Annotated in this window: 25 protein-coding genes and 1 pseudogene; 15 read left to right on the top strand and 11 right to left on the bottom strand. The window is 65.5% G+C overall.

The window, feature by feature from the left end:
* Nucleotides 1-112: 112 nt before the first annotated feature.
* From AC3FNH_RS11075 to AC3FNH_RS11065, 3 genes are all read left to right on the top strand, one after another.
* Nucleotides 113-2,437 (top strand): NADP-dependent malic enzyme, encoded by a 2,325-nt coding sequence (locus AC3FNH_RS11075; protein ID WP_488720079.1) that lies wholly within the window; start codon nucleotides 113-115, stop codon nucleotides 2,435-2,437.
* A gap of 345 nt (nucleotides 2,438-2,782) precedes the next feature.
* Complete coding sequence (locus AC3FNH_RS11070; RefSeq protein WP_488720186.1) at nucleotides 2,783-3,172, top strand: guanyl-specific ribonuclease; 390 nt, start codon at nucleotides 2,783-2,785, stop codon at nucleotides 3,170-3,172.
* Entirely contained in the window at nucleotides 3,169-3,780 is a 612-nt protein-coding gene (locus AC3FNH_RS11065) for a barstar family protein (protein WP_276098472.1), read from the top strand. Before AC3FNH_RS11070 ends, AC3FNH_RS11065 begins: the two co-directional genes overlap by 4 nt.
* A 111-nt stretch (nucleotides 3,781-3,891) precedes the next feature.
* Here the strand turns inward: AC3FNH_RS11065 and AC3FNH_RS11060 are convergent, their stop codons facing one another.
* Genes AC3FNH_RS11060 through AC3FNH_RS11050 form a run of 3 tightly spaced genes read right to left on the bottom strand, consistent with a single transcriptional unit; the run spans nucleotide 3,892 to nucleotide 5,711 of the window.
* Nucleotides 3,892-4,494 carry a YidB family protein gene (locus tag AC3FNH_RS11060; protein WP_488720078.1) on the bottom strand — a complete coding sequence of 201 codons (603 nt, stop codon included), beginning with the start codon at nucleotides 4,492-4,494 and terminating at the stop codon, nucleotides 3,892-3,894.
* Between the two features lie 36 nt (nucleotides 4,495-4,530).
* Nucleotides 4,531-5,280 carry a 16S rRNA (uracil(1498)-N(3))-methyltransferase gene (locus tag AC3FNH_RS11055; protein WP_488720077.1) on the bottom strand — a complete coding sequence of 250 codons (750 nt, stop codon included), beginning with the start codon at nucleotides 5,278-5,280 and terminating at the stop codon, nucleotides 4,531-4,533.
* Nucleotides 5,280-5,711 (bottom strand): VOC family protein, encoded by a 432-nt coding sequence (locus tag AC3FNH_RS11050; protein ID WP_488720076.1) that lies wholly within the window; start codon nucleotides 5,709-5,711, stop codon nucleotides 5,280-5,282. Before AC3FNH_RS11050 ends, AC3FNH_RS11055 begins: the two co-directional genes overlap by 1 nt.
* Before the next feature lie 267 nt (nucleotides 5,712-5,978).
* Between AC3FNH_RS11050 and tkt the strand changes: the two genes are divergently transcribed.
* Both tkt and gap read left to right on the top strand, forming a co-directional pair.
* Nucleotides 5,979-8,012, top strand: coding sequence for a transketolase (tkt, locus tag AC3FNH_RS11045; protein WP_488720075.1), 2,034 nt, complete (start codon nucleotides 5,979-5,981; stop codon nucleotides 8,010-8,012).
* A 60-nt stretch (nucleotides 8,013-8,072) separates the two neighbouring features.
* On the top strand, nucleotides 8,073-9,071 hold the full coding sequence (gene gap / locus AC3FNH_RS11040) for a type I glyceraldehyde-3-phosphate dehydrogenase (RefSeq protein ID WP_276098467.1): 999 nt from the start codon (nucleotides 8,073-8,075) through the stop codon (nucleotides 9,069-9,071).
* Nucleotides 9,072-9,124: 53 nt separating this feature from the next.
* Here the strand turns inward: gap and AC3FNH_RS11035 are convergent, their stop codons facing one another.
* Nucleotides 9,125-9,733, bottom strand: coding sequence for a flavin reductase family protein (locus tag AC3FNH_RS11035; RefSeq protein WP_276098466.1), 609 nt, complete (start codon nucleotides 9,731-9,733; stop codon nucleotides 9,125-9,127).
* A 271-nt stretch (nucleotides 9,734-10,004) separates the two neighbouring features.
* On the opposite strand from AC3FNH_RS11035, the gene AC3FNH_RS11030 reads away from it, so the two are divergent.
* A complete protein-coding gene (locus tag AC3FNH_RS11030) occupies nucleotides 10,005-10,991 on the top strand; it encodes a LysR family transcriptional regulator (protein ID WP_276098465.1) in 987 nt (328 codons plus the stop codon).
* Between the two features lie 87 nt (nucleotides 10,992-11,078).
* Here the strand turns inward: AC3FNH_RS11030 and fur are convergent, their stop codons facing one another.
* Entirely contained in the window at nucleotides 11,079-11,510 is a 432-nt protein-coding gene (gene fur, locus AC3FNH_RS11025) for a ferric iron uptake transcriptional regulator (RefSeq protein ID WP_211945752.1), read from the bottom strand.
* A 186-nt stretch (nucleotides 11,511-11,696) separates the two neighbouring features.
* On the opposite strand from fur, the gene AC3FNH_RS11020 reads away from it, so the two are divergent.
* The 9 genes from AC3FNH_RS11020 to AC3FNH_RS10980 all read left to right on the top strand — a co-directional run bounded on the left by AC3FNH_RS11020 (nucleotide 11,697) and on the right by AC3FNH_RS10980 (nucleotide 21,577).
* Nucleotides 11,697-12,323: an outer membrane protein assembly factor BamE gene (locus AC3FNH_RS11020; RefSeq protein WP_276098462.1), complete on the top strand. Its 627-nt coding sequence runs from the start codon at nucleotides 11,697-11,699 to the stop codon at nucleotides 12,321-12,323.
* Nucleotides 12,324-12,413: 90 nt separating this feature from the next.
* On the top strand, nucleotides 12,414-13,211 hold the full coding sequence (gene dapB, locus AC3FNH_RS11015; RefSeq protein ID WP_488720074.1) for a 4-hydroxy-tetrahydrodipicolinate reductase: 798 nt from the start codon (nucleotides 12,414-12,416) through the stop codon (nucleotides 13,209-13,211).
* A gap of 186 nt (nucleotides 13,212-13,397) precedes the next feature.
* Nucleotides 13,398-16,019, top strand: a complete 2,622-nt coding sequence (gene leuS / locus AC3FNH_RS11010) for a leucine--tRNA ligase (protein WP_488720073.1) — start codon at nucleotides 13,398-13,400, stop codon at nucleotides 16,017-16,019.
* 45 nt (nucleotides 16,020-16,064) lie between these two features.
* Complete coding sequence (locus tag AC3FNH_RS11005; RefSeq protein ID WP_276098459.1) at nucleotides 16,065-16,571, top strand: LPS-assembly lipoprotein LptE; 507 nt, start codon at nucleotides 16,065-16,067, stop codon at nucleotides 16,569-16,571.
* Between the two features lie 25 nt (nucleotides 16,572-16,596).
* The gene (holA, locus tag AC3FNH_RS11000; protein WP_276098458.1) at nucleotides 16,597-17,655 is read left to right on the top strand and encodes a DNA polymerase III subunit delta; all 1,059 of its coding nucleotides are present in this window, start codon (nucleotides 16,597-16,599) and stop codon (nucleotides 17,653-17,655) included.
* Nucleotides 17,656-17,839: 184 nt separating this feature from the next.
* Entirely contained in the window at nucleotides 17,840-19,120 is a 1,281-nt protein-coding gene (locus AC3FNH_RS10995; protein ID WP_488720072.1) for a glutamate-5-semialdehyde dehydrogenase, read from the top strand.
* A gap of 65 nt (nucleotides 19,121-19,185) precedes the next feature.
* Nucleotides 19,186-19,608 (top strand): CopD family protein, encoded by a 423-nt coding sequence (locus AC3FNH_RS10990; RefSeq protein ID WP_276098456.1) that lies wholly within the window; start codon nucleotides 19,186-19,188, stop codon nucleotides 19,606-19,608.
* A 37-nt stretch (nucleotides 19,609-19,645) separates the two neighbouring features.
* Nucleotides 19,646-20,251 (top strand): 2-hydroxychromene-2-carboxylate isomerase, encoded by a 606-nt coding sequence (locus AC3FNH_RS10985; protein ID WP_276098455.1) that lies wholly within the window; start codon nucleotides 19,646-19,648, stop codon nucleotides 20,249-20,251.
* A gap of 72 nt (nucleotides 20,252-20,323) precedes the next feature.
* Complete coding sequence (locus tag AC3FNH_RS10980; protein ID WP_276098454.1) at nucleotides 20,324-21,577, top strand: THUMP domain-containing class I SAM-dependent RNA methyltransferase; 1,254 nt, start codon at nucleotides 20,324-20,326, stop codon at nucleotides 21,575-21,577.
* 36 nt (nucleotides 21,578-21,613) lie between these two features.
* Here the strand turns inward: AC3FNH_RS10980 and AC3FNH_RS10975 are convergent, their stop codons facing one another.
* The 6 genes and pseudogenes from AC3FNH_RS10975 to AC3FNH_RS10950 form a co-directional block, all read right to left on the bottom strand.
* Nucleotides 21,614-22,660 (bottom strand): response regulator, encoded by a 1,047-nt coding sequence (locus AC3FNH_RS10975; RefSeq protein ID WP_276098453.1) that lies wholly within the window; start codon nucleotides 22,658-22,660, stop codon nucleotides 21,614-21,616.
* Nucleotides 22,661-22,776: 116 nt separating this feature from the next.
* A complete protein-coding gene (locus tag AC3FNH_RS10970; RefSeq protein ID WP_276098452.1) occupies nucleotides 22,777-24,252 on the bottom strand; it encodes an NAD(P)(+) transhydrogenase (Re/Si-specific) subunit beta in 1,476 nt (491 codons plus the stop codon).
* Nucleotides 24,252-24,575, bottom strand: coding sequence for an NAD(P) transhydrogenase subunit alpha part 2 (locus AC3FNH_RS10965; RefSeq protein ID WP_276098451.1), 324 nt, complete (start codon nucleotides 24,573-24,575; stop codon nucleotides 24,252-24,254). The genes AC3FNH_RS10970 and AC3FNH_RS10965 overlap by 1 nt, the downstream gene beginning before the upstream one ends.
* A gap of 84 nt (nucleotides 24,576-24,659) precedes the next feature.
* Nucleotides 24,660-25,793 (bottom strand): HAD family hydrolase, encoded by a 1,134-nt coding sequence (locus AC3FNH_RS10960; protein ID WP_488720071.1) that lies wholly within the window; start codon nucleotides 25,791-25,793, stop codon nucleotides 24,660-24,662.
* A gap of 4 nt (nucleotides 25,794-25,797) precedes the next feature.
* Nucleotides 25,798-26,160 (bottom strand): aspartate 1-decarboxylase, encoded by a 363-nt coding sequence (panD, locus tag AC3FNH_RS10955; protein ID WP_276098449.1) that lies wholly within the window; start codon nucleotides 26,158-26,160, stop codon nucleotides 25,798-25,800.
* 60 nt (nucleotides 26,161-26,220) lie between these two features.
* Nucleotides 26,221-26,503 (bottom strand): annotated as a pseudogene (locus tag AC3FNH_RS10950) (NAD(P)(+) transhydrogenase (Re/Si-specific) subunit alpha); the annotation flags it as partial.

Raw genomic sequence — 26,503 nt, 5'->3', positions numbered from 1 at the left:
CACAATGTAAAATGTTGGGTCCAGAGGAAGAGATGGGCGGGCACGTGGAGCCGGTCCGCCGATCATCCGAAGCCCTGTCAAATGACGGCTCCACCGATTGGAATATGCGCCGATGACCAGCCCTCAGCAGTCCCCGTCCCAAGACGATCTGAAACAGCAGCAGCGTGAGGCGCTGCGCAAAGCGGCGCTCGAGTACCACGAGTTTCCGACTCCCGGCAAGATCTCCGTCACGCCGACCAAGCCGCTGTCCAACCAGCGCGACCTGGCCCTGGCCTACTCGCCGGGCGTGGCCGCCGCGTGCGAGGAGATCGTCGCCGACCACGCCAATTCGTTCCGCTACACCGCGCGCGGCAACCTGGTGGCCGTGATCACCAATGGCACCGCCGTGCTGGGCCTGGGCGACATTGGCGCCGCGGCGTCCAAGCCGGTCATGGAAGGCAAGGCCGGGCTGTTCAAGAAATTCGCCGGTATCGACGTTTTCGACATCGAGGTCGACGAAAAGGACCCCGAAAAACTGGTGCAGATTATTGCTGCGCTGGAGCCGACCTTCGGCGGTATCAACCTGGAAGACATCAAGGCACCGGAGTGCTTCTACGTCGAGCGCAAGCTGCGCGAGAAGATGAAGATTCCCGTCTTCCATGATGACCAGCACGGCACTGCGATCGTCGTCGCCGCTGCCGTCATCAACGGACTGAAGGTCGTCGGCAAGGACATCAAGAGCATCAAGCTGGTGGCCTCGGGCGCAGGCGCCGCGGCGCTGGCTTGCCTGGACCTGCTGGTGGACCTGGGCCTGCCCATCGAGAACATCTGGGTGACCGACCTGGCCGGCGTGGTCTATGAAGGCCGTACCGAGCTGATGGACCCGGAAAAGGCCCGCTTCTGCCAGAAGACCGACAAGCGCAAGCTTGGCGAGGTGATCGACGGCGCCGACATTTTCCTCGGCCTGTCCGCCGCCGGCGTGCTCAAGCAGGACATGGTCCAGCGCATGGCCGACAAGCCGCTGGTGCTCGCTCTGGCGAACCCGAACCCGGAAATCGCGCCCGAGCTGGTCAAGGAAGTCCGCCCGGACGCCATCATGGCCACTGGCCGGACTGACTACCCGAACCAGGTCAACAACGTCCTGTGCTTCCCGTTCATCTTCCGCGGCGCGCTTGACTGCGGTGCGACCACCATCACGCGCGAGATGGAAATCGCTGCCGCCAACGCGATCGCCGAGCTGGCGCGCCAGGAGCAGAGCGATATCGTAGCCTCGGCCTATGGCATCCAGGACCTGTCGTTCGGCCCGGAATACCTGATCCCGAAGCCTTTCGACCCGCGCCTGATCGTGTGGGTGGCGCCGGCCGTGGCCGAAGCCGCCATGAAGTCCGGCGTGGCCTCGCGTCCGATCGAGGACATGGACGCCTACCGCCTGCAGCTCCAGCAGTTCGTGTACCACTCGGGCACGCTGATGAAGCCGATCTACGCCGCTGCCCGCAAGGTGGAAATGGCGAAGAAGCGCATTGTCTTCGCCGAAGGCGAGGAAGAGCGCGTGCTGCGCGCCGTGCAGGTGATCGTCGATGAAAAGCTGGCCAACCCGATCCTGATCGGCCGCCCGGCAGTGCTGCAGCACCGCATCGAACGCTTCGGCCTGCGTCTGCGTCCGGGCGTGGACTTCACCGTCGTCAACCCCGAGCACGACGACCGCTTCCGCGATTACTCCGATGTCTACTACCGGATGATGGCGCGCGAAGGCGTGACCCCGCAGTACGCCAAGCTCGAACTGCGCCGCCGCACCACGCTGATCGGCGCCATGCTGGTCAAGAAGGGCGAGGCCGACGGCATGATCTGCGGCACCGTCAGCAATACCGCCGCGCACCTGCGCTACATCGACCAGGTGCTGGGCGGTACCAGCAAGGTCTACGCGGCCATGAACGGCCTGGTGTTGCCGGGCCGCCAGATCTTCCTGGTGGATACGCACGTGAACGTTGACCCGACCGCTGATGAGCTGGCCGAGATCACGCTGATGGCCGCCGAAGAACTCAAGCGCTTTGGCATCGAGCCCAAGGTGGCGCTGCTGTCGCACTCGAACTTCGGCTCGTCCGAAGCCCCTTCGGCACGCAAGATGCGCGATACCCTCGCTATTCTGCGCGAACGTGCGCCGGAACTCGAGATTGATGGCGAGATGCACGGCGACAGCGCGCTCGACCAGAAGCTGCGCGACGCCCTGGTGCCGGACGGTTCGCTCAAGGGCGAAGCCAACCTGCTGGTCTGCCCGAATATCGACGCGGCCAACATCTCATACAACTTGCTGAAGGTTGCAGCGGGCAACAACGTCGCCATCGGACCGATCCTGCTGGGCGTGAAAGCGCCGGTGCACATCCTGACGCCGTCGGCGACGGTGCGACGGATCGTCAACATGACCTCGCTGGTCGTGGTGGACGCCGCAGCCAAGCGTTAAGCCAGGGTACGACTCAGACTGCGAAAAAGCCGGGTTTGCCCGGCTTTTTTTGCGCGGTGACATCGCCGGTTAGTATGCGCACACATTCTGTTAACATGTTGAAACAATTGAGGATTTCGCGCTGGCGCCGGGCCGGGATTGATTAATTGCTTGCATGCGCGTACCCTTACGCCTTTGATACAGGCGCTCGCCACGGGCGCTCCGGTGAGGTCGGCGGCTTGCATGCCGGCCAGGGTGGCCCGGATTACTTGTCTACCCAGCAGGCGGCAGGCTCGATTTCCGGTTCAACCAAGACAGACCAACGTGGGTTTCCAGATTCCCCTGAAACAGCAGCGGCAGCGGCCCATGCGCGGCCCGCGCAAGCTGGCGCGAGCCCTGTCGGGCTTGGTCCTGGCACTGGCGCTCACGCAGCCAACGCTGGCAAGGCAGCAGCAGGCCGAGGGACTGCCGGGAACCATTGCCGTGCAGCAACTGCCCAATGAAGCACGGCAGACGCTGGAGCGCATTGAGGCCGGCGGCCCGTTTCCCTATGAGAAGGATGGTTCGCGGTTCGGCAATTACGAACGCAGCCTCCCTCAACAACAACGCGGTTATTACCGTGAATATACGGTCAAGAGCCAGAACAGCCGGAACCGGGGAGCAAGGCGGATCGTTTGCGGCGGCGACCAGCGCGCGGCCAACGACTGCTACTACACAGAAGACCACTACAACAGCTTCAAACGGATAAGCAAATGATGACTGACATTTTCGGATTGGGCGACGCCCTTGCCGCCCGCGAGGAGCGCGGCGCCGGAGATGGCTGGCAGCGGGCACAGCATCAGGCCCAGAACCTTTACGACAACGTGCTGATGATGCCGCGCCAAGAGCTCACGCACAGACTTCCGCCCGCCGCTCCGGCCGCTGTGCCGGCCATCGCGAACTGGGCCGACGGGGCCGAGGGAGCCATGAACCTGTTCAAGTCGGTGCGCCCGAACATCGTCCAGTCGATCCGCGCATTCCGCGTGCCTGACCTTGCCCAGGCTGCCGCCGAACTTGGCCAGCATTTCCTGTATGCGAACTGCGCCCATTGCGCGAGCAAGGCGGAGATCCTGGAAACGATCGCGACATCGTTCACGTTCCCCAAGCATTTCGGCAAGAACTTCGACGCGCTGGCCGATTGCCTGACCGACATGATCCACAAGGCCGGCCAGCAACCCGGATTCGTGATCGTGCTGGAAGGTCTGCCGATTGCGCAGAAGTTCGACAAGGAAGCGCGCGAGGTGCTGCTGGATGTGTTCCGCGATGCGGCCGAGTTCTGGGCCGAGCGCAAAGTCCAGTTCCGCGTGTTCTATTCGTTCGCCTGATTGCTGTTCGCATTCCGGGGCTTAGTGCTCCGGTTCAAGAAGAAACAAAGCCCGCGATCGTCGCCGATGGTCGCGGGCTTTGGCTTTTAATGCCGATCCGACTGGGACCGCTCAGGATTGCGACGGCAGGTGCCCGTGCGGAGTCAGTCGGTCGATGAGTTCGGGCAGGCCTTCGCTGAGTTGCGCTGCCACGTCTTCCTGGGACATGCCCGTGGAGCTGGCCAGCGAGGCGAGGGCGCCCGTGTCGCCGAGCGCGTCGCTAAGCGCCGACGGCGTGACCGGCTGGTTGCTGCCAACGCCGATCCACGAATCGACCTGTTCGCCCAGGCCAGCTTGCGCAAGCACATCGCGCAGCGCGCCAATGCCGCCGGCCGCGGTACCGAGCGCCTGGCTGTTGGCCGGGGCGCCGCCCTGGCCGCCAAGCAGGCCGCCGAGCAGCGAGCCCAGATCCAGCCCGCCGGTGCCGCCACCACCCGCGCCACCGGTCAGTCCGCCCAGCAAACCGCCGAGGCTGCCCAGTCCGCCCAGCCCATCTTCCTGGCTGGCCTGCGCCGCGTCGTCCGCGGCGCCCTTGTGGCGCATCGCCATCATGGCCAGTAGTCCTAGCGCCATCATCAGCTTGGGGTTGAGGCCGCCGGCGCTTTCGCCTTCGCCCTGGCGCGTGCCGCCGAGTTGCCCGAGCACCCCGCCCAGCACGCTATCGAGTAGTCCCATGGTCGACTCCTTTTTGAAGGATGGCGTGCGCCGCCATCAGAATCCGCCAAGCAAGGCGTTCAGGGTTGCCAGGCATGCCAGCCCGGCAGTTTCAGTGCGCAGGATGCGCGGGCCGAGTGACACGGCGGTGAAGCCGGCACGCAAAGCCGCCTCTTCTTCTTCCGGCGCCAGCCCGCCTTCCGGTCCGACCAGCAGCGTGACGCCGCCGGCCAGCATCGTTTCCCGGTTGGCCGCCACGTAAGCGGGCAGCGATTGAACGGCGCGCGGCGACACCAGCAGCCGCGCACCTTCGCCCTCGATACGCAGCCACGTATCCAAGTTAGCGACCGGCGCGACCGCCGGCAAGCGATTGCGTCCGCATTGCTCGCAAGCGGCTTCGACCAGGGCTTGCCAGTGCGCTTGCCGCTTCTGCGCGCGCTCGCCACTCAGCCGCACGACCGAGCGGGCGGCCTGCAACGGCTGGATCGCCGCGACGCCAAGCTCGACGGCTTTCTCGATCAGCCAGTCCATCTTGTCGCCGCCGGCCAGCCCTTGTGCCAGCGTGACGTGGAACGGTGGCTCGGCTTCGGTCGTATCGTGGTCGCCTACGCGCGCGAGCGCATGGCGCTTGCCCAGTTCGGTCAGCGTGGCGGCATGGCTGCCGCCACGCCCGTCGAAGAGGGTGATGGCATCGCCGGGCGCCAGGCGCAGCACCTGCACATGACGGACCACGGCTTCGGGCAGTTCGAAATCCGTGCCGGCGGCCAGCAATGCCCCGGCACTGTCGACAAAGAAACGCGGCGGCATCAGCTTGCCTTGCCTTCCTGGTTGCCGGCCACCGGTCTGCCGAACCCCCAGCGGTAGCCGTCCGGGTCTTCGACCATGCAGTAGCGGTCGCCCCAGAACTGGTCGGCGGGCTCCATCAGGCTGACGGCCCCCGCCGCCACCGCTTGCGCGTGCATGGCGTCGACGTCGTCGCAATATACGTAAAAGGTCTGCGGGCACTCCACGCCGAGCGAGCGCGGCGTGCGCGCCGTGCTACCCCAGGCGCCTTCGGGTGCAAACATGAGGATCAGTTCGCCCTGATAGTGCATTTCGGCATGGGTCGGCACGCCGTTCTCGTCGACCACGTTGCCGGCCGCAAAGCCGAAGGCGCGCTGATAGAAGTCCAGGGCGTCGCGTGCGTTGCTGACGGTCAGGTAAGGGGTGAGCCTCGGGGTGTTGGCCGGTCTCGTCATGATCGTCTCCTGTCGGGGAAACCTCGCGCTGCCTGAAGGCACGCGGTGCGAGTGTGCATCTTACGCGTGCGGGCCGGCGCTGTCGAAGTCCGCGCCCCGGCGCCGAAAGTGCGGTAACGGCAATGTGCGGACGGAACCGGACGACATCCCGTGCGATTACCGCCCTGTGCCCGGCCTGGCCGCAGGCACCCCGGCGACCGGATTTGCTCCCGGCATCTGCTAAAATTGCGGTTTTCTTGCCGCCAGGCCCAGCGCCACTACGCCCGCATGTCCGCCCTCGCTCATCCCGCCACAAGTCCTTTCGCTTCCCAGCCTGCCAAGCTGATGGCCGATGCCATTCGCGTGCTTGCCATGGACGCCGTCCAGCAAGCCAATTCCGGCCACCCGGGTGCGCCGATGGGCATGGCCGATATCGCAGTGGCACTGTGGGGCCGGCACCTGAAGCACAATCCGGCCAATCCAAAGTGGGCCGACCGCGACCGTTTCGTGCTGTCCAACGGCCACGGCTCGATGCTGATCTATGCGCTGCTGCACCTGACCGGCTATGACCTGCCGGTCGAAGAGCTGAAGAATTTCCGCCAGCTCCACAGCAAGACCGCGGGCCACCCGGAGTACGGCATTACCCCCGGCGTGGAAACGACCACGGGCCCGCTGGGCCAGGGCATCACCAACGCGGTCGGCATGGCGCTGGCCGAACGCCTGCTGGGCGAAGAATTCAACCGCCCGGGCTTCGACATCGTCAATCACCACACCTATGTGTTCCTCGGCGATGGCTGCCTGATGGAAGGCATCAGCCACGAAGCCTGCTCGCTGGCCGGCACGCTGAAGCTCAATAAACTCATTGCGCTGTGGGATGACAACGGCATCTCGATCGATGGCGACGTGGTGCACTGGTTCAACGACGACACGCCCAGGCGCTTCGAAGCCTACGGCTGGAACGTGATCCGCGGCGTCGACGGCCATAACGTGACCGCCGTCGACCTGGCTATTGCGCAGGCCAAGGCCAGCGACAAGCCGACCCTGATCTGCTGCCGCACCAAGATCGGCAAGGGCGCGCCCAACAAGGAAGGCGGCCATGACGTGCACGGCGCCCCGCTGGGCGGCGCCGAAGTGCTGGCCACGCGCGAGGCGCTGGGCTGGGCCCACGCCCCGTTCGAAGTGCCGGCCGAGGTCTACGACGCCTGGGACGCCAAGGCCAACGGCCTGGCCCTGGAAAAGGCCTGGAACGCGCTGTTCGAAGGCTACGCCGATCGCCATCCGTACGAAGCCGGTGAATTCCAGCGCCGCATGCGCGGCGAGCTGCCGGGCAGCTTCGACGCCGCCGTCGATGCCTTCATCGCCAAGTGCGAGGAAAAGGCCGAAACCATCGCTACCCGCAAGGCCAGCCAGAACACCATCGAGGCCTTCGGCCCGGTGCTGCCCGAGTTCCTGGGCGGCTCGGCCGACCTGACCGGCTCGAACCTGACCAACTGGTCGGGCAGCCAGGCGGTGCGTGTCGATGCCTGGGGCAACCACATCAACTATGGCGTGCGCGAGTTCGGCATGAGCGCCATCATGAACGGCATTGCGCTGCACGGCGGCTACATCCCTTACGGCGCCACGTTCCTGACGTTCTCGGACTACAGCCGCAACGCGCTGCGCATGGCGGCGCTGATGAAGATCCGCTCGCTGTTCGTATTCACGCACGATTCCATCGGCCTTGGCGAGGACGGCCCGACGCACCAGTCGATCGAGCATGTGTCCAGCCTGCGCCTGATCCCGAACATGGACGTCTGGCGTACCGCCGACACCACCGAGACCGCCGTGGCCTGGGCCCAGGCCGTGCGCCGCGAGAACGGCCCGAGCTGCCTGATCTTCAGCCGCCAGAACCTGCCGTTCCAGCAGCGTGACGACGCCACCCGCGCCAATATCGCGCGCGGCGGCTATGTGCTGCGCGACGGCGCCAACCCGAAGACCGGCCGCCCTGACGCCGCGATCCTGGCCACCGGCTCCGAAGTCGGCCTGGCGGTCGGCGCCGCCGACCAGCTCGCCGCCGAAGGCGTGCACGTGCGCGTGGTGTCGGTCCCGTCGACGAGCGTGTTCGACAAGCAGGAAGCCGCCTACAAGGCCAGCGTGCTGCCCGCGGGCGTGCCGCGCGTGGCCGTGGAAGCCGGTGTGACGGATTTCTGGTGGAAATACCAGGTCCAGGCTGTTGTGGGCATCGACACCTACGGCGAATCGGCCCCGGCGGGCGTGTTGTTCAAGCACTTCGGCTTCACCGTCGACAACGTGGTCCGGACCGTCAAGGACGCGCTGCAATAATTTTCCGGCGGACAACCCGACGCCCCAGTTTTCTAGCATCAGGCATCTCAGGAGATAGACATGACCATCAAGATCGGCATCAACGGCTTTGGCCGCATCGGGCGCATGGTGTTCCGCGCCGCCGTCGCAAACTTCAAGGACCTCGAAGTCGTTGCCATCAACGACCTGCTCGAGCCCGACTACCTGGCGTACATGCTGAAGTACGACTCGGTGCACGGCCGCTTCGACGGTGAAGTGTCGGTCGACGGCAACACGCTGGTCGTCAACGGCAAGAAGATCCGCCTGACCGCCGTCAAGGATCCGTCCGAGCTGAAGTGGGGCGAAGTCGGCGCCGACGTGGTGGTCGAGTCGACCGGCATCTTCCTGACCAAGGAAGGCGCGCAGAAGCACATCGACGCTGGCGCCAAGAAGGTGATCATGTCGGCCCCGTCCAAGGATGACACCCCGATGTTCGTGTACGGCGTCAACCACGACACGTACAAGGGCGAGGCGATCATCTCGAACGCCAGCTGCACCACCAACTGCCTGGCACCGGTGGCCAAGGTGCTGAACGACAAGTGGGGCATCAAGCGCGGCCTGATGACCACCGTTCACGCTGCCACCGCCACGCAGAAGACCGTTGACGGCCCGTCCAACAAGGACTGGCGCGGCGGCCGCGGCATCCTGGAAAACATCATCCCGTCGTCGACCGGCGCTGCCAAGGCCGTTGGCGTGGTGATCCCGCAGCTGAACAAGAAGCTGACCGGCATGTCGTTCCGCGTGCCGACCTCGGACGTGTCCGTGGTCGACCTGACCGTCGAGCTGGAAAAGTCGGCCTCGTACGAAGAAATCTGCGCCGAGATGAAGGCCCAGAGCCAGGGCGCGCTGAAGGGCGTGCTGGGCTACACCGAAGACAAGGTCGTGGCCACGGACTTCCGCGGCGATGCGCGCACCTCGATCTTCGACGCTGAAGCCGGCATCGCGCTGGACGGCACCTTCATCAAGGTCGTGAGCTGGTACGACAATGAGTGGGGCTACTCGAACAAGGTTCTGGAAATGGCCCGCGTGGTGGCCAAGTAATCCAGTCAGCCTGACACGAAAAACGCGCCTTCGGGCGCGTTTTTCTTTGCGTGTCAGCCGCCGCGCCGTGCCGCCAGCGGCCGCGCGTCCACGGCGTCGCCGTCGACCAGGAAATGGCCACCGGCCACGTGGTGGATGGTGCGAAGCGCGTCGTGTCCGTCGAAATGCCAGCGTCCGTTGCTGAACACGCGCGCATCGGCGTGTGCCGCGACGACTTCGCCGAGGAACAGGTCATAGGTCTGCTGGATCGGCGGCTCGGGCAGCAGCCGGCATTCCAGCCACGCCGCGCAGCCGGCCAGCAGCGGGGCGCCCACGGCGGTACCAGCGAAGGCATCCAGGCCGAACGCCTCGAACTTGTCCGTGCCTTGCTGTTCGGCGAGTGACTGTCCGGAACTGGAGCCGAGCGCTTCGGTCAGGTCGACCTGGCTTGCCGTTGGCACCTGCAGCACGAACTCGCCGCTCTGCTCGAGCAGCCGGCGCGTCCAGGTGCTCTTGTCCAGCACCACCGCAACCTTGGGCGGCGCGAAATCCAGTGGCATGGCCCATGCGGCGGCCATGATGTTGCGGTGCCCGTCGGCAGCGGCGCTGACCAGTACAGTGGGACCGTGGTTCAACAGACGGTACGCCTTCGCAAGCTCAACCGGATGAATATGTGATGACATGAGCGCATGCGTGGAGTCGGGGGAAACCCGACTATACGCCGACGCAGATGCAATTGCAGGCGGTCGCAAGCGCTGAAAAATCGTGAAATGGCACGGAATTTCCTAATACTGATGGGAAAATGTCCACCATTGCCAGTATCGAAATGCCGAATCTGCTTTCCGCTGCCGTTTTTTCCTCTTACACTAATAACGAGCCGTTGATATCTGATGTGCAGCCAGTGCAAGTCGCGGGGCCATCTTTCATGAGAATAAATCCGAACAAGGCCTGATCATGGTGAACGTGGACACCAAGCTTCTTGTGATTTTCACCGAACTGCTGAGCAAGCGGAACGCGACCTATGTCGCGGAGAAAATGCACATGACCGCCCCGGCCGTGTCGCATTCGCTCGGCCGGCTGCGCGAGATCTTCGACGATCCGCTTTTCATCCGCGTGCCGCACGGGCTCACGCCCACGCCGCGCGCGCTCGAACTGGGCCCCAAGATCCGCGACATGCTGGACTTGTGGTCGTCGATCAATGAGGGCGATGCCGACAATTTCGATCCGGCTGTCGCGACCGGCACGCTGAGCATCGGCTTTGCCGCCGAACTCGGCGACACGGTGTTCAACCGCTTCGTGTTGCGCATCAAGCAGCTCGCGCCGGAACTCCATATCAAGCTCGTCGAATCCCATTCCTGGGAGAGCGACGTGGCGTCGATGCGCGCCAACGAGCTTGACCTGGCGTTTTCGCCGTTTCCGACGCGGCATCCGGAAATCGTCGAGGAGATGGTGACGTCGCTGAGCCTGTGGGTATGCGCGCGCAAGAACCATCCCCTGCTGAAAGGCCAATGCACCCTGGAGCAGTATCTCGACTGCGGCCATATCTTCATGGCGCACTCCGGCGGCGCGGGCCGTCCGGCGCCGTCGCTGATTCCGCTCGACTACGCACTGCAGCAGCGCGGACTGAAGCGCAACGCCACGCTGACCGTGCATTCATGGCGCGCGCAGGCAGAACTGGCCGCGCAGACGGACATGATCTTCACCGTCAATGCCCTGACCAAGGACATGGCCTGCGAAACCTATGGACTCAAGGCATTCCCGTTGCCGGCCGAGCTGAACACCACGGTAGGCCTGAACATGTTCTGGCACCGCAGCCGCAATACGCACCCGATGCTCGTGTGGGCGCGCGGCCTGTTCCGCCAGGTGGTCGGGGAATTCGTCGGCATGCCCGCCGCCAGGTCGCTGCGCATGGTGGCCGAACCGGACATCGAAACACCCTGATCGCGTCGTACGCGGACCCATGAAAAACCGGCGCGGTGGCGCCGGTTTTTCATGCTTGCGTCCCGCCGCGCAAAGGCAGCGGCCGGCTTATCGTTTTGGTCTGTGGGGGCAATCGGTCTTGGTGCAGTTGCCGTACAGCGACAATGCGTGTTCCTGCAGTGCAAAGCCGCGCTCGCGAGCGATGCTCTGCTGGCGTTGCTCGATCTCGCCGTCGAAGAACTCTTCGACACGGCCGCAATCGAGGCACACCAGGTGGTCGTGGTGCTTGCCTTCGTTCAGTTCGAAGATGGCCTTGCCCGATTCGAAGTTGTTGCGCGAAAGCAGGCCCGCCTGCTCGAACTGGGTCAGCACGCGGTAAACGGTCGCCAGGCCGATATCCATATGCTCGTTGAGCAGGATTCGGTAGACGTCTTCAGCGCTCAGGTGGCGCTGTTCACTGGTCTGAAAAATCTCAAGGATTTTCAGCCGCGGCACGGTCGCCTTCAGGCCGATATTCTTGAGGTCCGCCGGACTCGGCATGGGCGTGACTCCCTAGAGTACAATGTCTGGATAGTTGAATCATAAGGGTTTTGGCGACAAAAGTCGCCCGGTGCCAGGGCCAGCGAAGGCGGCTTCAGCCCGCCGGATGCCGTGGCCGACCAGGTAACCGCCGAACGGCGGAAATGCCCCTGCCGGCACTTTCCTTTCCCTCTGGAAGCGAGATACATGCGTTCATTCCGTTCGTCTGCCATGCGTCCGACGCTGGTGTTTTCCCTGCTGGCCGTCGCCCTGCTGGCGGGAGCCTGCTCGACCTACGACTCCACCTCGCGCAAGGTCGCCAACGTCATCACGCCGTACCGGATCAACATCGTGCAGGGCAACTTCGTTTCGCGTGAGGCGGCTTCGCAACTGCACGAAGGCATGACCCGCGACCAGGTGAAGTTCCTGCTGGGCACGCCGCTGCTGACTGACGTTTTCCACAACGATCGCTGGGACTACGTTTTCTCGTTCCGCCGCGGCAATACCCCGGTCGTGCAGCAGCGCCGCTTCACGGTCTATTTCGATGGCGACAAGCTGGTGAAGTTTGGCGGCGACGAGCTGCCGTCCGAATATGAGCTGATTGCCGAGATCGACGGCATGAAGAAAGCCTTGAAGGAGCAGAAGCCCGGTATCGGGGGAAGTTCCGGCACCCAGGCCGCGGCGCCTGCACCTGCGCCCGCGCCGGCGGCAGCCACGGCCGCGCCGCAAGAGGCCCCTGCAGCACCCGCCGCCCAGGAAGGTGCGGCACCGGCAGCTTCGGCGGCGACACCGGCGGCAGACGCGCAACAGGAATCCACTGCGCAGCCGAACTAAGCGCTCCGCCGCGGCCCGGATCGGCCGCCCCGAGATTTTCGGCCGGCGCTTTGCGACCGGCCGTTTTCCGATATCGCCAGGTAAAACACCATGAACATCGCCATTGCTGGCGCATCCGGCCGCATGGGCCGCATGCTGATCGAACACATTCTTGCCACGGAAGGGGTCTCGCTGTCGGGTGCGCTCGATGTGCCGGGCTCGCCCGCGCTGGGCCAGGATGCCGGCCTGCTGCTGGGACGCCATACCGGCGTGGCGATCACGGCTGACCTGGAGGCCGGCCTGGCCGGTGCGGACTGCCTGATCGACTTCACGCGGCCCGAAGGCACGCTGGCCCACCTGGCCGTCGCCAAGCGCCTGGGCGTCAAGATGGTGATCGGCACGACCGGCTTCGACGAAGCCGGCAAGGCCGCGCTGGCGGAAGCCGCGAAGTCCATCGGCGTTGTCTTCGCCGCCAACATGAGCGTGGGTGTCAACGCCACCTTCAAGCTGCTGGAAGTGGCGGCAAAGCTGCTTTCCACGGGGTACGACATCGAAATCATCGAAGCCCATCACCGCTTCAAGGTCGATGCACCCTCGGGTACGGCACTGAAGATGGGTGAAGTGATCGCCGAAGCGCTGGGCCGCGACCTCAAGACCTGCGCGGTCTACGCGCGCGAAGGCCACACCGGCGAGCGCGATCCGAATTCCATCGGCTTTGCCACCGTGCGCGGCGGCGACATCGTCGGCGACCACACCGTGATGTTCGCCGGCATCGGCGAGCGCATCGAGATCAGCCACAAGTCGTCGAGCCGCCAGTCCTATGCCGATGGCGCCGTGCGTGCTGCCCGCTTCCTGGCCGACAAGCCGAACGGCCTGTTCGACATGCAGGACGTGCTGGGCCTGAAGTAAGGCCTGGCCTGGCGGCCTGGCCTGGCCCGGTCGCCGCCGTGATGGCATCGCCGCACGGTTATAATCAGCTTCTTTCGCATTGCACGACTGGCGGGCGCCGCGGGCGCCCGCCGTCTGCCTTCCTGTCCCCCGGATGCGGGCCTCTCAGACGCCGCGCAGACCGTTGTCCTGAACGTTGTCCCGACCATGCAAGACAAATACCTTCCTTCCGCCGTTGAACAAGCCGCCCAGCAGCACTGGCAGGCGATCGACGCCTACCGCGTGTCCGAGCATGCCACCGGCCCCGACGGCAAGGAAAAGCCCAAGTTCTATGCCTGCTCGATGCTGCCGTATCCGTCGGGCAAGCTGCACATGGGACACGTGCGCAACTACACCATCAATGACGTGATGGCGCGCTACCTGCGCATGAATGGCAACAACGTGCTGATGCCGATGGGGTGGGACGCCTTCGGCATGCCGGCGGAAAACGCCGCGCTCAACAACGGCGTGGCGCCGGCCGCCTGGACCTACGACAACATCGCTTACATGAAGAAGCAGATGCAGTCGATGGGCCTGGCCATCGACTGGTCGCGCGAAGTCGCCACCTGCAGCCCGGACTACTACCGCTGGAACCAGTGGCTGTTCCTGAAGATGCTCGAGAAGGGCATTGCCTACCGCAAGACCGGCACCGTCAACTGGGATCCGGTCGACCAGACCGTGCTGGCCAACGAGCAGGTCATCGATGGCCGCGGCTGGCGTTCGGGCGCTATCGTCGAGAAGCGCGAGATCCCGATGTACTACCTGCGTATCACCGACTACGCAGAGGAGCTGCTCGGCGACCTGGACAACCTCGGCTGGCCCGAGCGCGTCAAGATCATGCAGCAGAACTGGATCGGCAAGAGCGTGGGCGTGCGCTTCGCGTTCACGCATGACATCCCGGGCGACGACGGCAAGCCGATCAACGACGGCAAGCTGTACGTGTTCACCACGCGCGCCGACACGATCATGGGCGTGACGTTCTGCGCCGTGGCCGCCGAACACCCGCTGGCCACGCACGCCGCCGCGAACAATCCCGAACTGGCTGCCTTCATCGACGAATGCAAGCACGGTTCGGTCATGGAAGCCGACATGGCGACCATGGAAAAGAAGGGCATGCCGACCGGCCTGCAGGTCACGCATCCGCTCACCGGCGAGAAGGTCGACGTGTGGGTCGGCAATTACGTGCTGATGAGCTACGGCGACGGCGCCGTGATGGGCGTGCCCGCGCACGACGAGCGCGACTTCGCCTTCGCCAACAAGTACCAGTTGCCGATCAGGCAGGTCATCGACGTGAAGGGCCAGCCGTACTCCACCGAAGCGTGGCAGGAATGGTACGGCGACAAGGAAAACGGCGTCTGCGTCGAGAGCGGCAAGTACAACGGCCTCGGCTACCAGGCGGCGGTCGAGGCGATCGCCGCCGACCTCGGCGCGATGGGCCTGGGCGAGAAGAAGGTGACCTGGCGCCTGCGCGACTGGGGCATTTCGCGCCAGCGCTACTGGGGCACGCCGATCCCGCTGATCCACTGCGACAGCTGCGGCGTGGTGCCGGTGCCCGAGCAGGACCTGCCGGTGGTGCTGCCCGAGGACCTGGTGCCGGACGGCACCGGCAACCCGCTGAACAAGGACCCGCGTTTCCTGCAGTGCACCTGCCCATCCTGCGGCAAGCCGGCGCGCCGCGAGACCGACACGATGGATACCTTCATCGATTCGTGCTGGTACTACATGCGCTATACCTGCCCGGACGCGGCCGCCATGGTCGATGCCCGCAACGACTACTGGATGCCGATGGACCAGTACATCGGCGGCATCGAGCACGCGATCCTGCACCTGCTGTATGCGCGCTTCTGGACCAAGGTCATGCGCGACCTGGGCCTGGTCAGGTTCGACGAGCCGTTCACCAACCTGCTCACGCAGGGCATGGTGCTCAACGAGACCTATTACCGCGAGGACGCCTCGGGCAAGAAGCACTGGTACAACCCGGCCGAGGTCGACCTGCGGACCGACGAGCGCGGCCGCCCGGTGGGTGCCACGCTGATCGCCGACGGCCAGCCGGTGGTGATCGGCGGCGTCGAGAAGATGTCGAAGTCCAAGAACAACGGCATCGATCCGCAGGCGCTGATCGACCAGTACGGCGCCGATACCGCGCGACTGTTCGTGATGTTCGCCGCGCCGCCCGAGCAGCAGCTCGAGTGGAGCGGTTCGGGCGTGGAAGGCGCCTCGCGCTTCCTGCGCCGCGTGTGGAACTATGGCTATGCCAACGCCGCTGCCGTGCACGATGGCGCCGGTGCCGCGCCGGGCGCGGAGGATGCGGACCTGCGCCGCGAGATCCATGGCGTGCTCAAGCAGGCCAACTACGACTACCAGCGCATCCAGTACAACACCGTGGTCTCGGCCACGATGAAGATGCTGAATGCGCTCGAAGGCGCCAAGAATGCCTCGCCGGCCGCGCGCCGCGAGTGCTTCGGCATCCTGCTGCGCGTGCTGTACCCGGTGGTGCCGCACATCACGCATGGCCTGTGGGAGGCGCTGGGCTACGCCGTCGAAGCCGGCGACCTGCTCGACGCCCCGTGGCCGCAAGTGGATGAAAGCGCGCTGGTGCGCAGCGAGATCGAACTGGTGCTGCAGATCAACGGCAAGGTGCGCGGCAGCGTGACCGTGCCGGCTGACGCCGATCGCGCCGCCATCGAGGCCGCGGCCGCCGCCAGCGAGACCGTGGCCAAGTTTGCCGAGGGCAAGGCGCCCAAGAAGATCGTGGTCGTGCCTGGCCGGCTGGTCAACGTGGTGCTGTAAGCGCAGGGATCGGAAACCGACAAGCGGATGAAGGAATTGCCGAGAATGGATCGACTGGACAAGGGCCGCCGCAAGCTGCTCGCCGCCATGCTGGCTACCGGCCTGCTGGCGGGCTGCGGCTTCCACATGCGCGGCAATGCCGACTTCGCGTTCAAGCGGCTCTACATCGGCATTCCGCCCAATACGCTGATGGGTTCGGATCTGCGCCGCGCGATCCGCGGCGGATCGGACACCGTGATCGTGGCTGACCAGAAAGAGGCCGACGCGCTGCTGGACGTGCTGCAGGACACCCGTACCAAGACCATCCTGTCGATCACGACGGAAGGGGTGGTGCGCGAATACCGCCTGACGCAGCGCTTCAGCTTCCGCCTGCGCGATGCCGCCGGCAAGGAGCTGATCCCGCCGTCGCAACTCATCCTCACGCGCGACCTGACCTACAACGAAGCCAATACGCTGGCCAAGGACTACGAAGAGCAGCAACTCTACCGCGACATGCAGCGCGACATCGTGCAGCAGCTGATGCGCCGGCTGGCCGCGGTCAAGGCCATTTGAGCGCGAACGGACGCACCGCACCGGCATGCAGCTCAAGCTAGACGGACTTGACGCCCACCTGCGGCAGGCCAAGGCCAAGGGCCTGGCGCCGCTGTATGTGGTTCACGGCGACGAGCACCTGCTGGTGCTCGAGGCGGTCGATCGACTGCGCCAGGCCGCGCGCGAGGCGGGTTTCTCCGAGCGCGATGTACTCGTGGCCGAGCGCAATTTCCACTGGAGCCAGCTGGTCGAGGCGCAACAGTCGATGTCGCTGTTCGGCGACCGCAAGATCGTCGAGCTGCGCATTCCGTCGGGCAAGCCTGGCAAGGATGGCGGCGAGGCGCTGCGCGCCGTGGCGGCCCAGCCGTCGCCCGACGTGGTAATGCTGGTCACGCTGCCGCGACTCGATTTCGCCGCGTCCAAGTCGGCCTGGTTCCAGGCGCTGGAGGGCGCGGGCGTGTCGATCAAGGTCGACTCCGTGGACCGTACCCGGCTGCCGGCCTGGGTGGGCGAGCGCCTGGCACTGCAGCAGCAGCGCGTGGAAGGCGGCGAGCCCGGCCGGCGCGCGCTGCAGTTCATTGCCGACAAGGTGGAAGGCAACCTGCTGGCGGCCCACCAGGAAATCCAGAAGCTCGGCTTGCTGTACCCGCCCGGCGAACTGAGCTTCGACCAGGTGCACGATGCGGTGCTCAACGTGGCCCGCTACGACGTTTTCAAGCTGTCAGAAGCCATGCTGGGCGGCGACGTACCGCGCCTGGTGCGCATGCTCGAAGGACTGCGCGGCGAGGGCGAGGCCACGGTGCTGGTGCTGTGGGCGCTGACCGAGGAAATTCGCGTATTATCCAAGGTCCGGCAAGGCATTGCGGCCGGCAAGCCCGCCGCCGTGCTGATGCGCGAGCTGCGGGTCTGGGGCCCGCGCGAACGCCTGGTGCCGCAGGCGGCGCAGCGGCTGACGCAGGCGCGGCTCGATGCGGCGCTGTCCATGGCCGCGCGGCTGGACCGGCAGGTGAAGGGATTGTCCGACCTGCCGCCACCGGGCAGCGGCCCGCTGCCGGCAGAGCCATGGGATGGCCTGCAGCAACTGGCGCTGATGATCGCGCGCTAAGGCTTGCATCCGCGAAGGTTTGCTCCCCTCTCCCGCTTGCGGGAGAGGGGCCGGAGGTGAGGGCAGGCGGTAAATCGGGCGATATCGCCACGAGACGCTCCGACCCTCACCCCCAACCCCTCTCCCGCGCGCGGGAGAGGGGAGGAACACACATTGACGGCCGTCCTCCCGGCCGGCCACTGACATGACCGAGCTCGACCTCAACCAATACATGGACCGCGTCGGCCGCCAGGCACGCGCGGCATCGCGCGCGATGGCGCGTGCCTCCACCGCCGACAAGAACCGTGCGCTGCTGACCATTGCCGCGGCGATCCGCCGTGATGCGGACAAGCTCAAGGCCGTCAACGCACGCGATGTCGAGCGTGCCCGCGCCCACGGCCAGGACGCCGCCTTTGTCGACCGCCTGACCCTGTCGGACAAGGCGATCAAGACCATGGCCGAGGGCCTGGAGCAGATTGCCGCGCTGGCCGATCCGATCGGCGAGATCTCGAACATGAAGTTCCGCCCGACCGGCATCCAGGTCGGCCAGATGCGCGTGCCGCTCGGCGTGATCGGCATCATCTACGAGTCGCGGCCCAACGTGACCATCGACGCGGCGGCGCTGTGCCTGAAGTCGGGCAATGCCACCATCCTGCGCGGCGGTTCGGAGGCGATCGAATCCAACACCGCGCTGGCCGCGCTGGTGGCCGAGGGGCTGGCTGCCGCCGGCCTGCCGCCCGAGGCCGTGCAAGTCATCGAAACCACGGACCGTGCCGCGGTCGGCCGCCTGATCACGATGACCGAATACGTCGACGTGATCGTCCCGCGCGGCGGCAAGAGCCTGATCGCGCGGCTGATGGAAGAAGCGCGCGTGCCGATGATCAAGCACCTGGACGGTATCTGCCACGTGTTCATCGACGCCGACGCCGACCTCGACAAGGCCGTGCGCGTCTGCGACAACGCCAAGACCCAGCGCTACGCGCCGTGCAATACGATGGAGACGCTGCTGGTGTCGCAGGACATCGCCGCGCGCGCGTTGCCGCCGCTATGCCGCATCTACCAGAAAAAGGGCGTCGAGCTGCGCGTCTGCCCGGCAACCCGCGCCACGCTGGAGGCCGCCGGCTTCGGCGGACTCGTCGATGCCTCCGAGGAAGACTGGCGCCTGGAATACCTGGCTCCGATCCTCGCCATCAAGACCGTTCCCGGCCTGGACGAGGCCGTCGCGCATATCAACGAATACGGTTCGCACCATACCGATTCGATAATCACCGAGAACTATTCGACCGGCATGCGTTTCATCCGCGAGGTCGATTCGGCCAGCGTGATGATCAACGCGTCGACGCGTTTTGCCGATGGCTTCGAGTACGGCCTGGGCGCGGAGATCGGCATCTCCAACGACAAGCTGCACGCACGCGGCCCGGTCGGGCTGGAAGGGCTAACGTCGCTGAAGTATGTAGTGTTCGGCCACGGCGAGATCCGCACCTGAGAACTGCGGCGGGCACGCCGTGCCCGCCGCGAACAACAACAACCGCTGCCGCAACGCTTCGCTGAATGCTCTGGGTCAAAGCGCTTCATATCGTCTTTGTCGTGTCCTGGTTTGCCGGCCTGTTCTACCTGCCGCGCATCTTTGTCAACCTGGCCATGGAGACCGAGCCCGCCGGCACGCAGCGCCTGCTGCTGATGGCGCGCAAGCTGTACCGCTTCATGACCATGCTGGCCGTGCCGGCGGTGGTGTTCGGGCTGTGGCTGTACCTCGGCTACGGCATCGGCCGCGGACCGGGGCAGGGCTGGATGCATGCCAAGCTGGCGCTGGTGCTGGTGCTGATCGGCTACCACCACGGCTGCGGCAGGCTGCTGAAGAAGTTCGAGGCGGGCCGCAACACCCGCTCGCATACCTTCTACCGCTGGTTCAACGAGCTGCCCGTGCTGGTGCTGCTGGCGGTGGTGATCCTGGTGGTGGTCAAGCCGTTCTGAAACCCGGTCCGCAGGGACTTTCCCAATCGAGCGCAAGATGAGCAAGCAGGTCGATTACTATTTCTCGCCGCAGTCTCCGTACGTCTACCTGGGGCATGAGCGCTTTGCCGCCATCGCGGCCGCCCATGGCGCCCAGGTCAACCTGAAGCCGTGCGATCTCGGCAAGGTATTCTCGGTGTCCGGCGGTTTGCCGCTCGCGCAGCGTCCGCCGCAGCGCCAGGCGTACCGGCTGGTCGAGCTGGCCCGCTGGAGCGAGTTCCTGGGCAAGCCGCTGAACCTGCAGCCGACGTATTTCCCGGTGTCCGGCGATCCGGCCAGCAAGCTCATCATCGCGGCCCAGCTCGCCCACGGCACTGCGCGCGCCATGCAGCTCGTGGGCGCCATCGGCACGGCGCTGTGGGCCCAGCAGCGCAATATCGCGGATGCCGCCACGCTCGCGCAGCTTGCGGATGAGGCGGGGCTCGATGGCGCCAGCCTGCTCAAGGCCAGCGAGGGGCAGGCCGTGCAGGCCGCCTACGCGCAGAATACGCAGGACGCGATCTCGGCGGGCGTGTTCGGCGCCCCGTGGTACGTCTACGATGGCCAGCCCTACTGGGGCCAGGACCGGCTCGACTTCCTGGACCGCGCACTGGCGGCCAGTTGAACCGTCGCCTAGGCTAATCTGATCTTCCCGTCCGCCACGGCGGACGTTTTTGTTTGCAGGAAACCCGAATCCATGACCCAAGCTTTCTTTGCTCCCTGCCCGCGCGGCCTCGAGGGCGCGCTGGCCGAAGAACTGCGCGAAATCGCCGCGCGGCCCGGAATGGCGTCGCTGGCCCCGTTCGAGGTGCATCGCGAGGTGCCGGGCGGCGTCAGTTTTTCGGGCGAGCTGGCGGCGGCATACGCCGTCAACCTGCACTCGCGCATTGCCAGCCGCGTGCTGATGCGCGTGGCCGCGCGCGGCTACCGGCATGAGGACGATATCTACGCACTGGTACGCAACCAGCGCTGGGAGCAGTGGTTCTCGCCCGACGAGTCGATCCGCGTGGACCTGACCGCCACCAAGTCGCCGCTGCGCAGCCTGAACTTCACCGCGCTGCGCATCAAGGACGGCGTTTGCGATGGCATGCGCGAACGACTGGGCGCGCGGCCCAGCGTGGACACTGTCAGCCCGGATGTGCGCATCTATGCCCACCTGACGGAGCACGACTGCACGCTGTACCTCGATACCACCGGCGAGCCGCTGTTCAAGCGCGGCTGGCGCATGGAGAAGGGCGAGGCCCCGCTCAAGGAGAACCTGGCAGCGGGCATCCTGCGCCTGGCGGGCTGGGTGCGGGGGCAGACCAACCGCCCGTTCTACGACCCGATGTGCGGCAGCGGCACCTTCCTGATCGAAGCCGCGCAGGTGGCGCTGGATATCGCGCCGGGCGGCAGCCGCAGCTTTGCCTTCGAATGGCTCAAGGGCGCCGACACCAAGGCCTGGCAGAAGCTCAAGGCGGATGCCCAGCGCGCGCGCATGCTCGCCTCGGCGGAGGGCTTGCAGATTGCCGGATCGGACATCTCCACTGACATGCTGGCCATGGCGCAGGCCAACTGGACGCGCGCCGGCCTGCCCGACTCAGCGCGTACCAAGCAGGTGGATGCGCGTTTCACGCAGCCGCCGTTCGCCGAGCCTGGCCTGCTGCTGATGAATCCGCCGTACGGTGAACGGATCGTGGTGCGCGGCGAGCGCCGCCAGTCCCAGGATGAAATGCCGCGCGACGAAGCCGAGGAAGCCGCCGCCAACCAGTTCGCCAGCGCCTTTGCCACGACGCTCAAGCAGAACTTCGCAGGCTGGCAGGCCTGGGTCTTTACCGGGGACCTGGCGATGCCGAAGCGCTTGCGGCTCAAGGAGTCGCGGCGCACGCCGCTCTACAACGGCAATATCGAGTGCCGCCTGTTCCGCTTTGACATGGTGCGAGGCGGCAACCGCGGGCCGCAGCCGGCCTGAATGGCCTGAATAGCCGAATGGGCGGCCGGCTGAACGTCAGGGCCGCTTGCGGCCCGTCAGCGCGTCGGGATTGCGCGCGAAGTCGGCCAGGAAGGCCTGCTGGCTGACCACAGGCTCCTGCAGCAGGTGGCGCGGCAGGTCGAACAGGGCGTAGACATATTCCTCGCGCCCCTCGCAACGTTCGGCCGGCAGGCAATATTGCTCCCAGTCCACGCAGGCCGGCGTGTACATGCCGTTGCCAGGCCAGAAGAAGGGCACCAGGCGGCCTTCGCGCAGGCCTTCGATCAGCGCCGCCGGCGCGTCGTAGGCCTCGGCCGATTCGACCTGGCTCATCAGTCCGGCGCGGGTTTCGATCACCATCAGGGTGGCATGGCCTTGCGCCGTCAGCATCAGGATGCCGACCGGATTCGGGTACAGGTAGTACTCGACGAAGCCATAGCGCGCGGTGATCTGCCGCACGCGCTCGGTCATGGCGGGGTCGGACAGGAACGAGTACGAATGCCGCGTCAAAAGCTCGCGCAAGGTGCGTGACAGCGTGGCGAAATACTGCTGCTGCAAGGCGTCGATTTCCTGGTCCAGGCGCTCGACCATATTGGCTTCGTGCTTTTTCACGTAGCGGTCGATCAGGCCATGGTTGAAGCCCTGCACGGCGATGCTCTCATCGGCGGTGCCGGTCAGCAGGATGGTCTTGCACGGCAGGTCCTGCAGCGCCTGGCAGAATTCCAGCCCGTCCATCTGCGGCATCGAATAATCCACCACGATCACGCCAGGCTGCAGGAAGCGGTTGACGTCGTGGATCTGGCGATGGATGCGGTCGATGTCGAGCTGCACCGTGCGCCGCTCGGTGAGGAAGGTCAGGTCGTCGTGCGTGACCCGCACCGGCAGGAAGGCGGGAAAGCGGGTGGCGTAGGCGTCGCGGATCCACTGCAGCGCTTCGCGCGGGTCCGTGAAGGTGACCACCGCGCGCGACGCGTCCATCTGGAATGCCAGGCTGTCGATGAACGATTTGCTGTCATCGACCAGGACGGTCAGGATCGGGTGATGGAAAACCGACAGGTTCCTGTCGTGCGGGTTGAAGGTCATGGTGCGTTCGGGCCATGCAGCAACGCTGGGAAGTCAGCGCAGGCCAGTATAACGCGCTGCCGCCACGGCGGGCGGCAGCGTGTCGTATCCTGCACAGATCCGGGGGCGTCCCGTGGTTAATCCACCGCCTTGAGCATATCCTCGACCACCTTCTTGGCGTCGCCGAATACCATCATGGTCTTGTCCATGTAGAACAGCTCGTTGTCCAGCCCCGCGTAACCGGAGGCCATCGAACGCTTGTTGACGATGATGGACTTGGCCTTGTAGGCCTCCAGGATCGGCATGCCGGCGATGGGCGACTGGGGATCGGTCTTGGCCGCCGGGTTCACCACGTCGTTGGCGCCCAGCACCAGCACCACGTCGGCCTGGCCGAACTCGCTGTTGATGTCCTCCATCTCGAAGACCTGGTCATACGGCACCTCGGCCTCGGCCAGCAGCACGTTCATGTGGCCTGGCATGCGGCCGGCCACCGGGTGGATCGCGTACTTTACCGTCACGCCCTTCTCGGACAGCAGTTCGGCCAGTTCCTTCAATGCGTGCTGCGCGCGCGCCACGGCCAGGCCATAGCCCGGCACGATGATCACGGTCTCGGCATTGCCCATCAGGAAGGCCGCGTCGTCGGCGGAGCCTGATTTCACGTTGCGCTGGGCCTGCGCACCGGCCGCGCCGGCCGCTGCCGTGTCGCCACCGAAGCCGCCCAGGATCACGTTGAAGAACGAGCGGTTCATCGCCTTGCACATGATGTACGAGAGGATGGCACCGGACGAACCCACCAGCGAGCCGGCGATGATCAGCATCGGGTTGTTCAGCGAGAAGCCGATGCCGGCGGCCGCCCAGCCCGAGTACGAGTTCAGCATCGACACCACCACGGGCATGTCGGCACCGCCGATCGGGATGATGATCAGCACGCCGAGCACGAAGGCAATGGCGAGCATCACCAGGAACGGCAGCCAGTCCTGCGTCATGAAGAACGCAATGCCGAAGCCGACCATTGCGACGGCCAGCGCCAGGTTCAGCATGTGCTGGCCGGCGAACACCACCGGCGCGCCCTGGAACAGGCGGAACTTGTAGCGCCCGGCCAGCTTGCCGAAGGCGATCACCGAGCCCGAGAAGGTGATGGCGCCGACGAAGCAGCCGATGAACAGCTCGACCCGGTTACCGGTCGGGATCTCATGCGAACCCGCCGGGCTGATGCCGAAAGCGGAGGGTTCCGCCACGGCTGCCACCGCGATGAATACCGCGGCCAGACCGATCAGCGAGTGCATGGCGGCGACCAGCTCGGGCATCTTGGTCATCTCGACCTTTTTTGCCACGTAGGCGCCGATGCCGCCGCCCACCACCAGCGCGCCGAAGATCAGCGCCAGGCCCGAAGCAACCGAGGACTGCGCCGTGCCGGCCGCCAGGAACTCGTTCTTGAGCTTGATGATCAGCACCAGCGTGGTGACCACGGCAATGGCCATGCCGATCATGCCGAAGGCGTTGCCCTTGCGGGCCGATGCCGGGTGCGAGAGCCCCTTCAGCGCCTGGATGAAGCAGACCGAGGCGACCAGGTAGAGCAGGGTGACAAGGTTCATGCTGACGAGTTCGGTCATCACGCACCCTCCTTGGCGCCGGCCTTGGCCTTGGGCGCTTTCTTCTTGAACATCTCCAGCATGCGCTGGGTCACCAGGAAGCCGCCGAACACGTTGACGGCAGCCAGGGCCACGGCCAGCGTGCCCATGATGCGGCCCGTGGCGCCCTCGGTGAGGCCGGCTGCCAGCATGGCGCCGACGATGATGATGGCCGAGATTGCATTGGTCACGGCCATCAGCGGGGTGTGCAGCGCGGGCGTTACCGTCCACACCACGTGGTAACCCACGTAGATCGCCAGCACAAAGATGATCAGGTTGATCACCGTGTGGTTCACCATCTCCATCGACTTCTCCTCCCTTGCATTGAATCCTGGATGCCGCCTGCGTTGTCTGTATTGGAATGCGAACGACCGGGATGCCGCGGGCCGCTAAGGCGCCTGCGCGAGCACCGGTGCCAGCGTTGCCGCCGCCGCGCCCGGGGCCGGGAACACACGGGCCCAGTCGCGCTTCATGCTCACCACGGTCCAGCCGCGCTCCGAGGCCGCGTGCAGCGATCCACCGTCGTTTTCCGCATACGCCGATTCGCGCTCGGCGTCATCATGGTTGACCAGCAGCTGGAATGAAGGCCCCTTGCGCGCCTGCGAATACGACAGCATGGCGATATCGCCCTTGCCGCCGACATTGCCAGCGGCGAACACCGGCCGCTTGCCGATCTGCAGCGCAATGTTGACCGGCTTCATCTGCTTGTCGTTGAAGCTTTCGATCTTCGGCTCGCGCCAGATTTCGTTGTCGCGGCCGTGTTCGCGGAACTGCGCGGAAAGCCGGGAGCCGATGACCTGTTGCGGGGGAATGCCGTAGAAGGACTGGGACACGACGCGCATGAAGTCCGTCGTGCCACCCGAGCAGATCCAGGTCTGGTAGCCGTGGGCGCGCAGCAATGCCAGCAGCTCCAGCATCGGCTGGTAGGTGCTTTCGCGCAGCGAAGCCTTGGATTTTGGATGGCGCGCGCTGGCGACATAGCGCCGCGCGTCTTCCTGGAAGGCGTCGACTGAGGTATTGCCGTAAAGCTCGTTGAGCAGGCGCACGGCGCCCGCCTCCCCGGTGGACTTGAAATAGGCCGTGGGATCGGCCAGGAATTCCTTGTAGGGCGAGCGACTGGCCAGTGCCGGCTCGGCCCGCGCGCGCTCCTGCGCGCGGTTGACCACGAACAGCAGCTCCACCACCGGGTCCTCGCGCCACAGCGTGCCGTCGTTGTCGAACACGGCGATGCGGTCCTCGGGCGAGACGAATTCGGGGCTGCCCGGCGTGGTGGTCTTGCTGACGAAATTCAGGATGGACTGCTTGGCCGCCCCGTCGCGCCACGCGGGCAACGGGTCGAGCAGCTTGGGGCCGCTGGTGGCGGCAGCACTTGCGGCACGGGACGAACTGCCGCCGCCCGATGTGCCGCACGCCGCGCACAATGCCAGCAGGCCAATGCCGGCCGCCTGCGCGAACCGCATGCCAAGGCGGGCACGCCACGGTGCCGCCTTCGCTACGGAATCCCGACACAGGCTGGCCGTCATGGGCTTAGACCTTCTTGATTTCCTTGATGCCGTTCTTCTCGTCGACCAGGATGATCTTCGGCTTGTACGTGGCGATCTCTTCGTCGCTCATCGGCGCGTAGGTGCAGATGATCAGATGGTCGCCGATATGCGCGCGGCGTGCGGCGGCGCCATTGAGCGAGATCTCGCCGCTGCCGCGCTTGCCCTTGATGATGTACGTGGAGAAGCGTTCGCCGTTCTGCACGTTGTACAGGTCGATCTTCTCGAACTCCTTCATGTCGGCAGCTTCGAGCAGGTCCTCGTCGATGCCGCACGAGCCCTCGTAGTGGAGGTCCGCCTGCGTCACGGTGACGCGGTGGAGCTTGGCGCGGAGCATGATGCGTTGCATGGGTGATACGTCCTTATATTGATGCGAAATGCAGCCGGCGCCCGCGGGCGCCGGAAAGACTCACGCCGCCTTGCGCACGACTTCGCCGCCGTTGCACATCAGGCAGGCGGCGACGATGTCGTCTTCGAGGTTGAGCGTGAACTGGCCGTCCTTGTCGATGACCAGCTTGAGGAAGTCCAGCACGTTGCGGGCATAGAGCGCCGAGGCGTCGGCCGCGACCATGCTGGCCAGGTTGGTGTGCCCGACGAAGGTGACGCCATGGCGCTCGACCACTTCGTCAGCCACGGTCAGCGGGCAGTTGCCGCCTTGAGCCGCAGCCAGGTCGACCACCACCGAACCGGGC

The organism is Cupriavidus sp. 22TCCZM01-5, from assembly GCF_057798915.1.
The sequence above is the reverse complement of the archived record's forward strand: the minus strand, read 5'-3'. Positions and strand labels throughout refer to the sequence as shown.

Excerpts from the sequence above, each read along its gene's own strand:
- AC3FNH_RS11075 (WP_488720079.1), top strand. The coding sequence starts at position 113 with ATGACCAGCCCTCAGCAGTCCCCGTCCCAAGACGATCTGAAACAGCAG.
- AC3FNH_RS11070 (WP_488720186.1), top strand. The coding sequence starts at position 2,783 with ATGCGCGGCCCGCGCAAGCTGGCGCGAGCCCTGTCGGGCTTGGTCCTG.
- AC3FNH_RS11065 (WP_276098472.1), top strand. The coding sequence starts at position 3,169 with ATGATGACTGACATTTTCGGATTGGGCGACGCCCTTGCCGCCCGCGAG.
- AC3FNH_RS11060 (WP_488720078.1), bottom strand. The coding sequence starts at position 4,494 with ATGGGACTACTCGATAGCGTGCTGGGCGGGGTGCTCGGGCAACTCGGC.
- AC3FNH_RS11055 (WP_488720077.1), bottom strand. The coding sequence starts at position 5,280 with ATGCCGCCGCGTTTCTTTGTCGACAGTGCCGGGGCATTGCTGGCCGCC.
- AC3FNH_RS11050 (WP_488720076.1), bottom strand. The coding sequence starts at position 5,711 with ATGACGAGACCGGCCAACACCCCGAGGCTCACCCCTTACCTGACCGTC.
- tkt (WP_488720075.1), top strand. The coding sequence starts at position 5,979 with ATGTCCGCCCTCGCTCATCCCGCCACAAGTCCTTTCGCTTCCCAGCCT.
- gap (WP_276098467.1), top strand. The coding sequence starts at position 8,073 with ATGACCATCAAGATCGGCATCAACGGCTTTGGCCGCATCGGGCGCATG.
- AC3FNH_RS11035 (WP_276098466.1), bottom strand. The coding sequence starts at position 9,733 with ATGTCATCACATATTCATCCGGTTGAGCTTGCGAAGGCGTACCGTCTG.
- AC3FNH_RS11030 (WP_276098465.1), top strand. The coding sequence starts at position 10,005 with ATGGTGAACGTGGACACCAAGCTTCTTGTGATTTTCACCGAACTGCTG.
- fur (WP_211945752.1), bottom strand. The coding sequence starts at position 11,510 with ATGCCGAGTCCGGCGGACCTCAAGAATATCGGCCTGAAGGCGACCGTG.
- AC3FNH_RS11020 (WP_276098462.1), top strand. The coding sequence starts at position 11,697 with ATGCGTTCATTCCGTTCGTCTGCCATGCGTCCGACGCTGGTGTTTTCC.
- dapB (WP_488720074.1), top strand. The coding sequence starts at position 12,414 with ATGAACATCGCCATTGCTGGCGCATCCGGCCGCATGGGCCGCATGCTG.
- leuS (WP_488720073.1), top strand. The coding sequence starts at position 13,398 with ATGCAAGACAAATACCTTCCTTCCGCCGTTGAACAAGCCGCCCAGCAG.
- AC3FNH_RS11005 (WP_276098459.1), top strand. The coding sequence starts at position 16,065 with ATGGATCGACTGGACAAGGGCCGCCGCAAGCTGCTCGCCGCCATGCTG.
- holA (WP_276098458.1), top strand. The coding sequence starts at position 16,597 with ATGCAGCTCAAGCTAGACGGACTTGACGCCCACCTGCGGCAGGCCAAG.
- AC3FNH_RS10995 (WP_488720072.1), top strand. The coding sequence starts at position 17,840 with ATGACCGAGCTCGACCTCAACCAATACATGGACCGCGTCGGCCGCCAG.
- AC3FNH_RS10990 (WP_276098456.1), top strand. The coding sequence starts at position 19,186 with ATGCTCTGGGTCAAAGCGCTTCATATCGTCTTTGTCGTGTCCTGGTTT.
- AC3FNH_RS10985 (WP_276098455.1), top strand. The coding sequence starts at position 19,646 with ATGAGCAAGCAGGTCGATTACTATTTCTCGCCGCAGTCTCCGTACGTC.
- AC3FNH_RS10980 (WP_276098454.1), top strand. The coding sequence starts at position 20,324 with ATGACCCAAGCTTTCTTTGCTCCCTGCCCGCGCGGCCTCGAGGGCGCG.
- AC3FNH_RS10975 (WP_276098453.1), bottom strand. The coding sequence starts at position 22,660 with ATGACCTTCAACCCGCACGACAGGAACCTGTCGGTTTTCCATCACCCG.
- AC3FNH_RS10970 (WP_276098452.1), bottom strand. The coding sequence starts at position 24,252 with ATGACCGAACTCGTCAGCATGAACCTTGTCACCCTGCTCTACCTGGTC.
- AC3FNH_RS10965 (WP_276098451.1), bottom strand. The coding sequence starts at position 24,575 with ATGGAGATGGTGAACCACACGGTGATCAACCTGATCATCTTTGTGCTG.
- AC3FNH_RS10960 (WP_488720071.1), bottom strand. The coding sequence starts at position 25,793 with ATGACGGCCAGCCTGTGTCGGGATTCCGTAGCGAAGGCGGCACCGTGG.
- panD (WP_276098449.1), bottom strand. The coding sequence starts at position 26,160 with ATGCAACGCATCATGCTCCGCGCCAAGCTCCACCGCGTCACCGTGACG.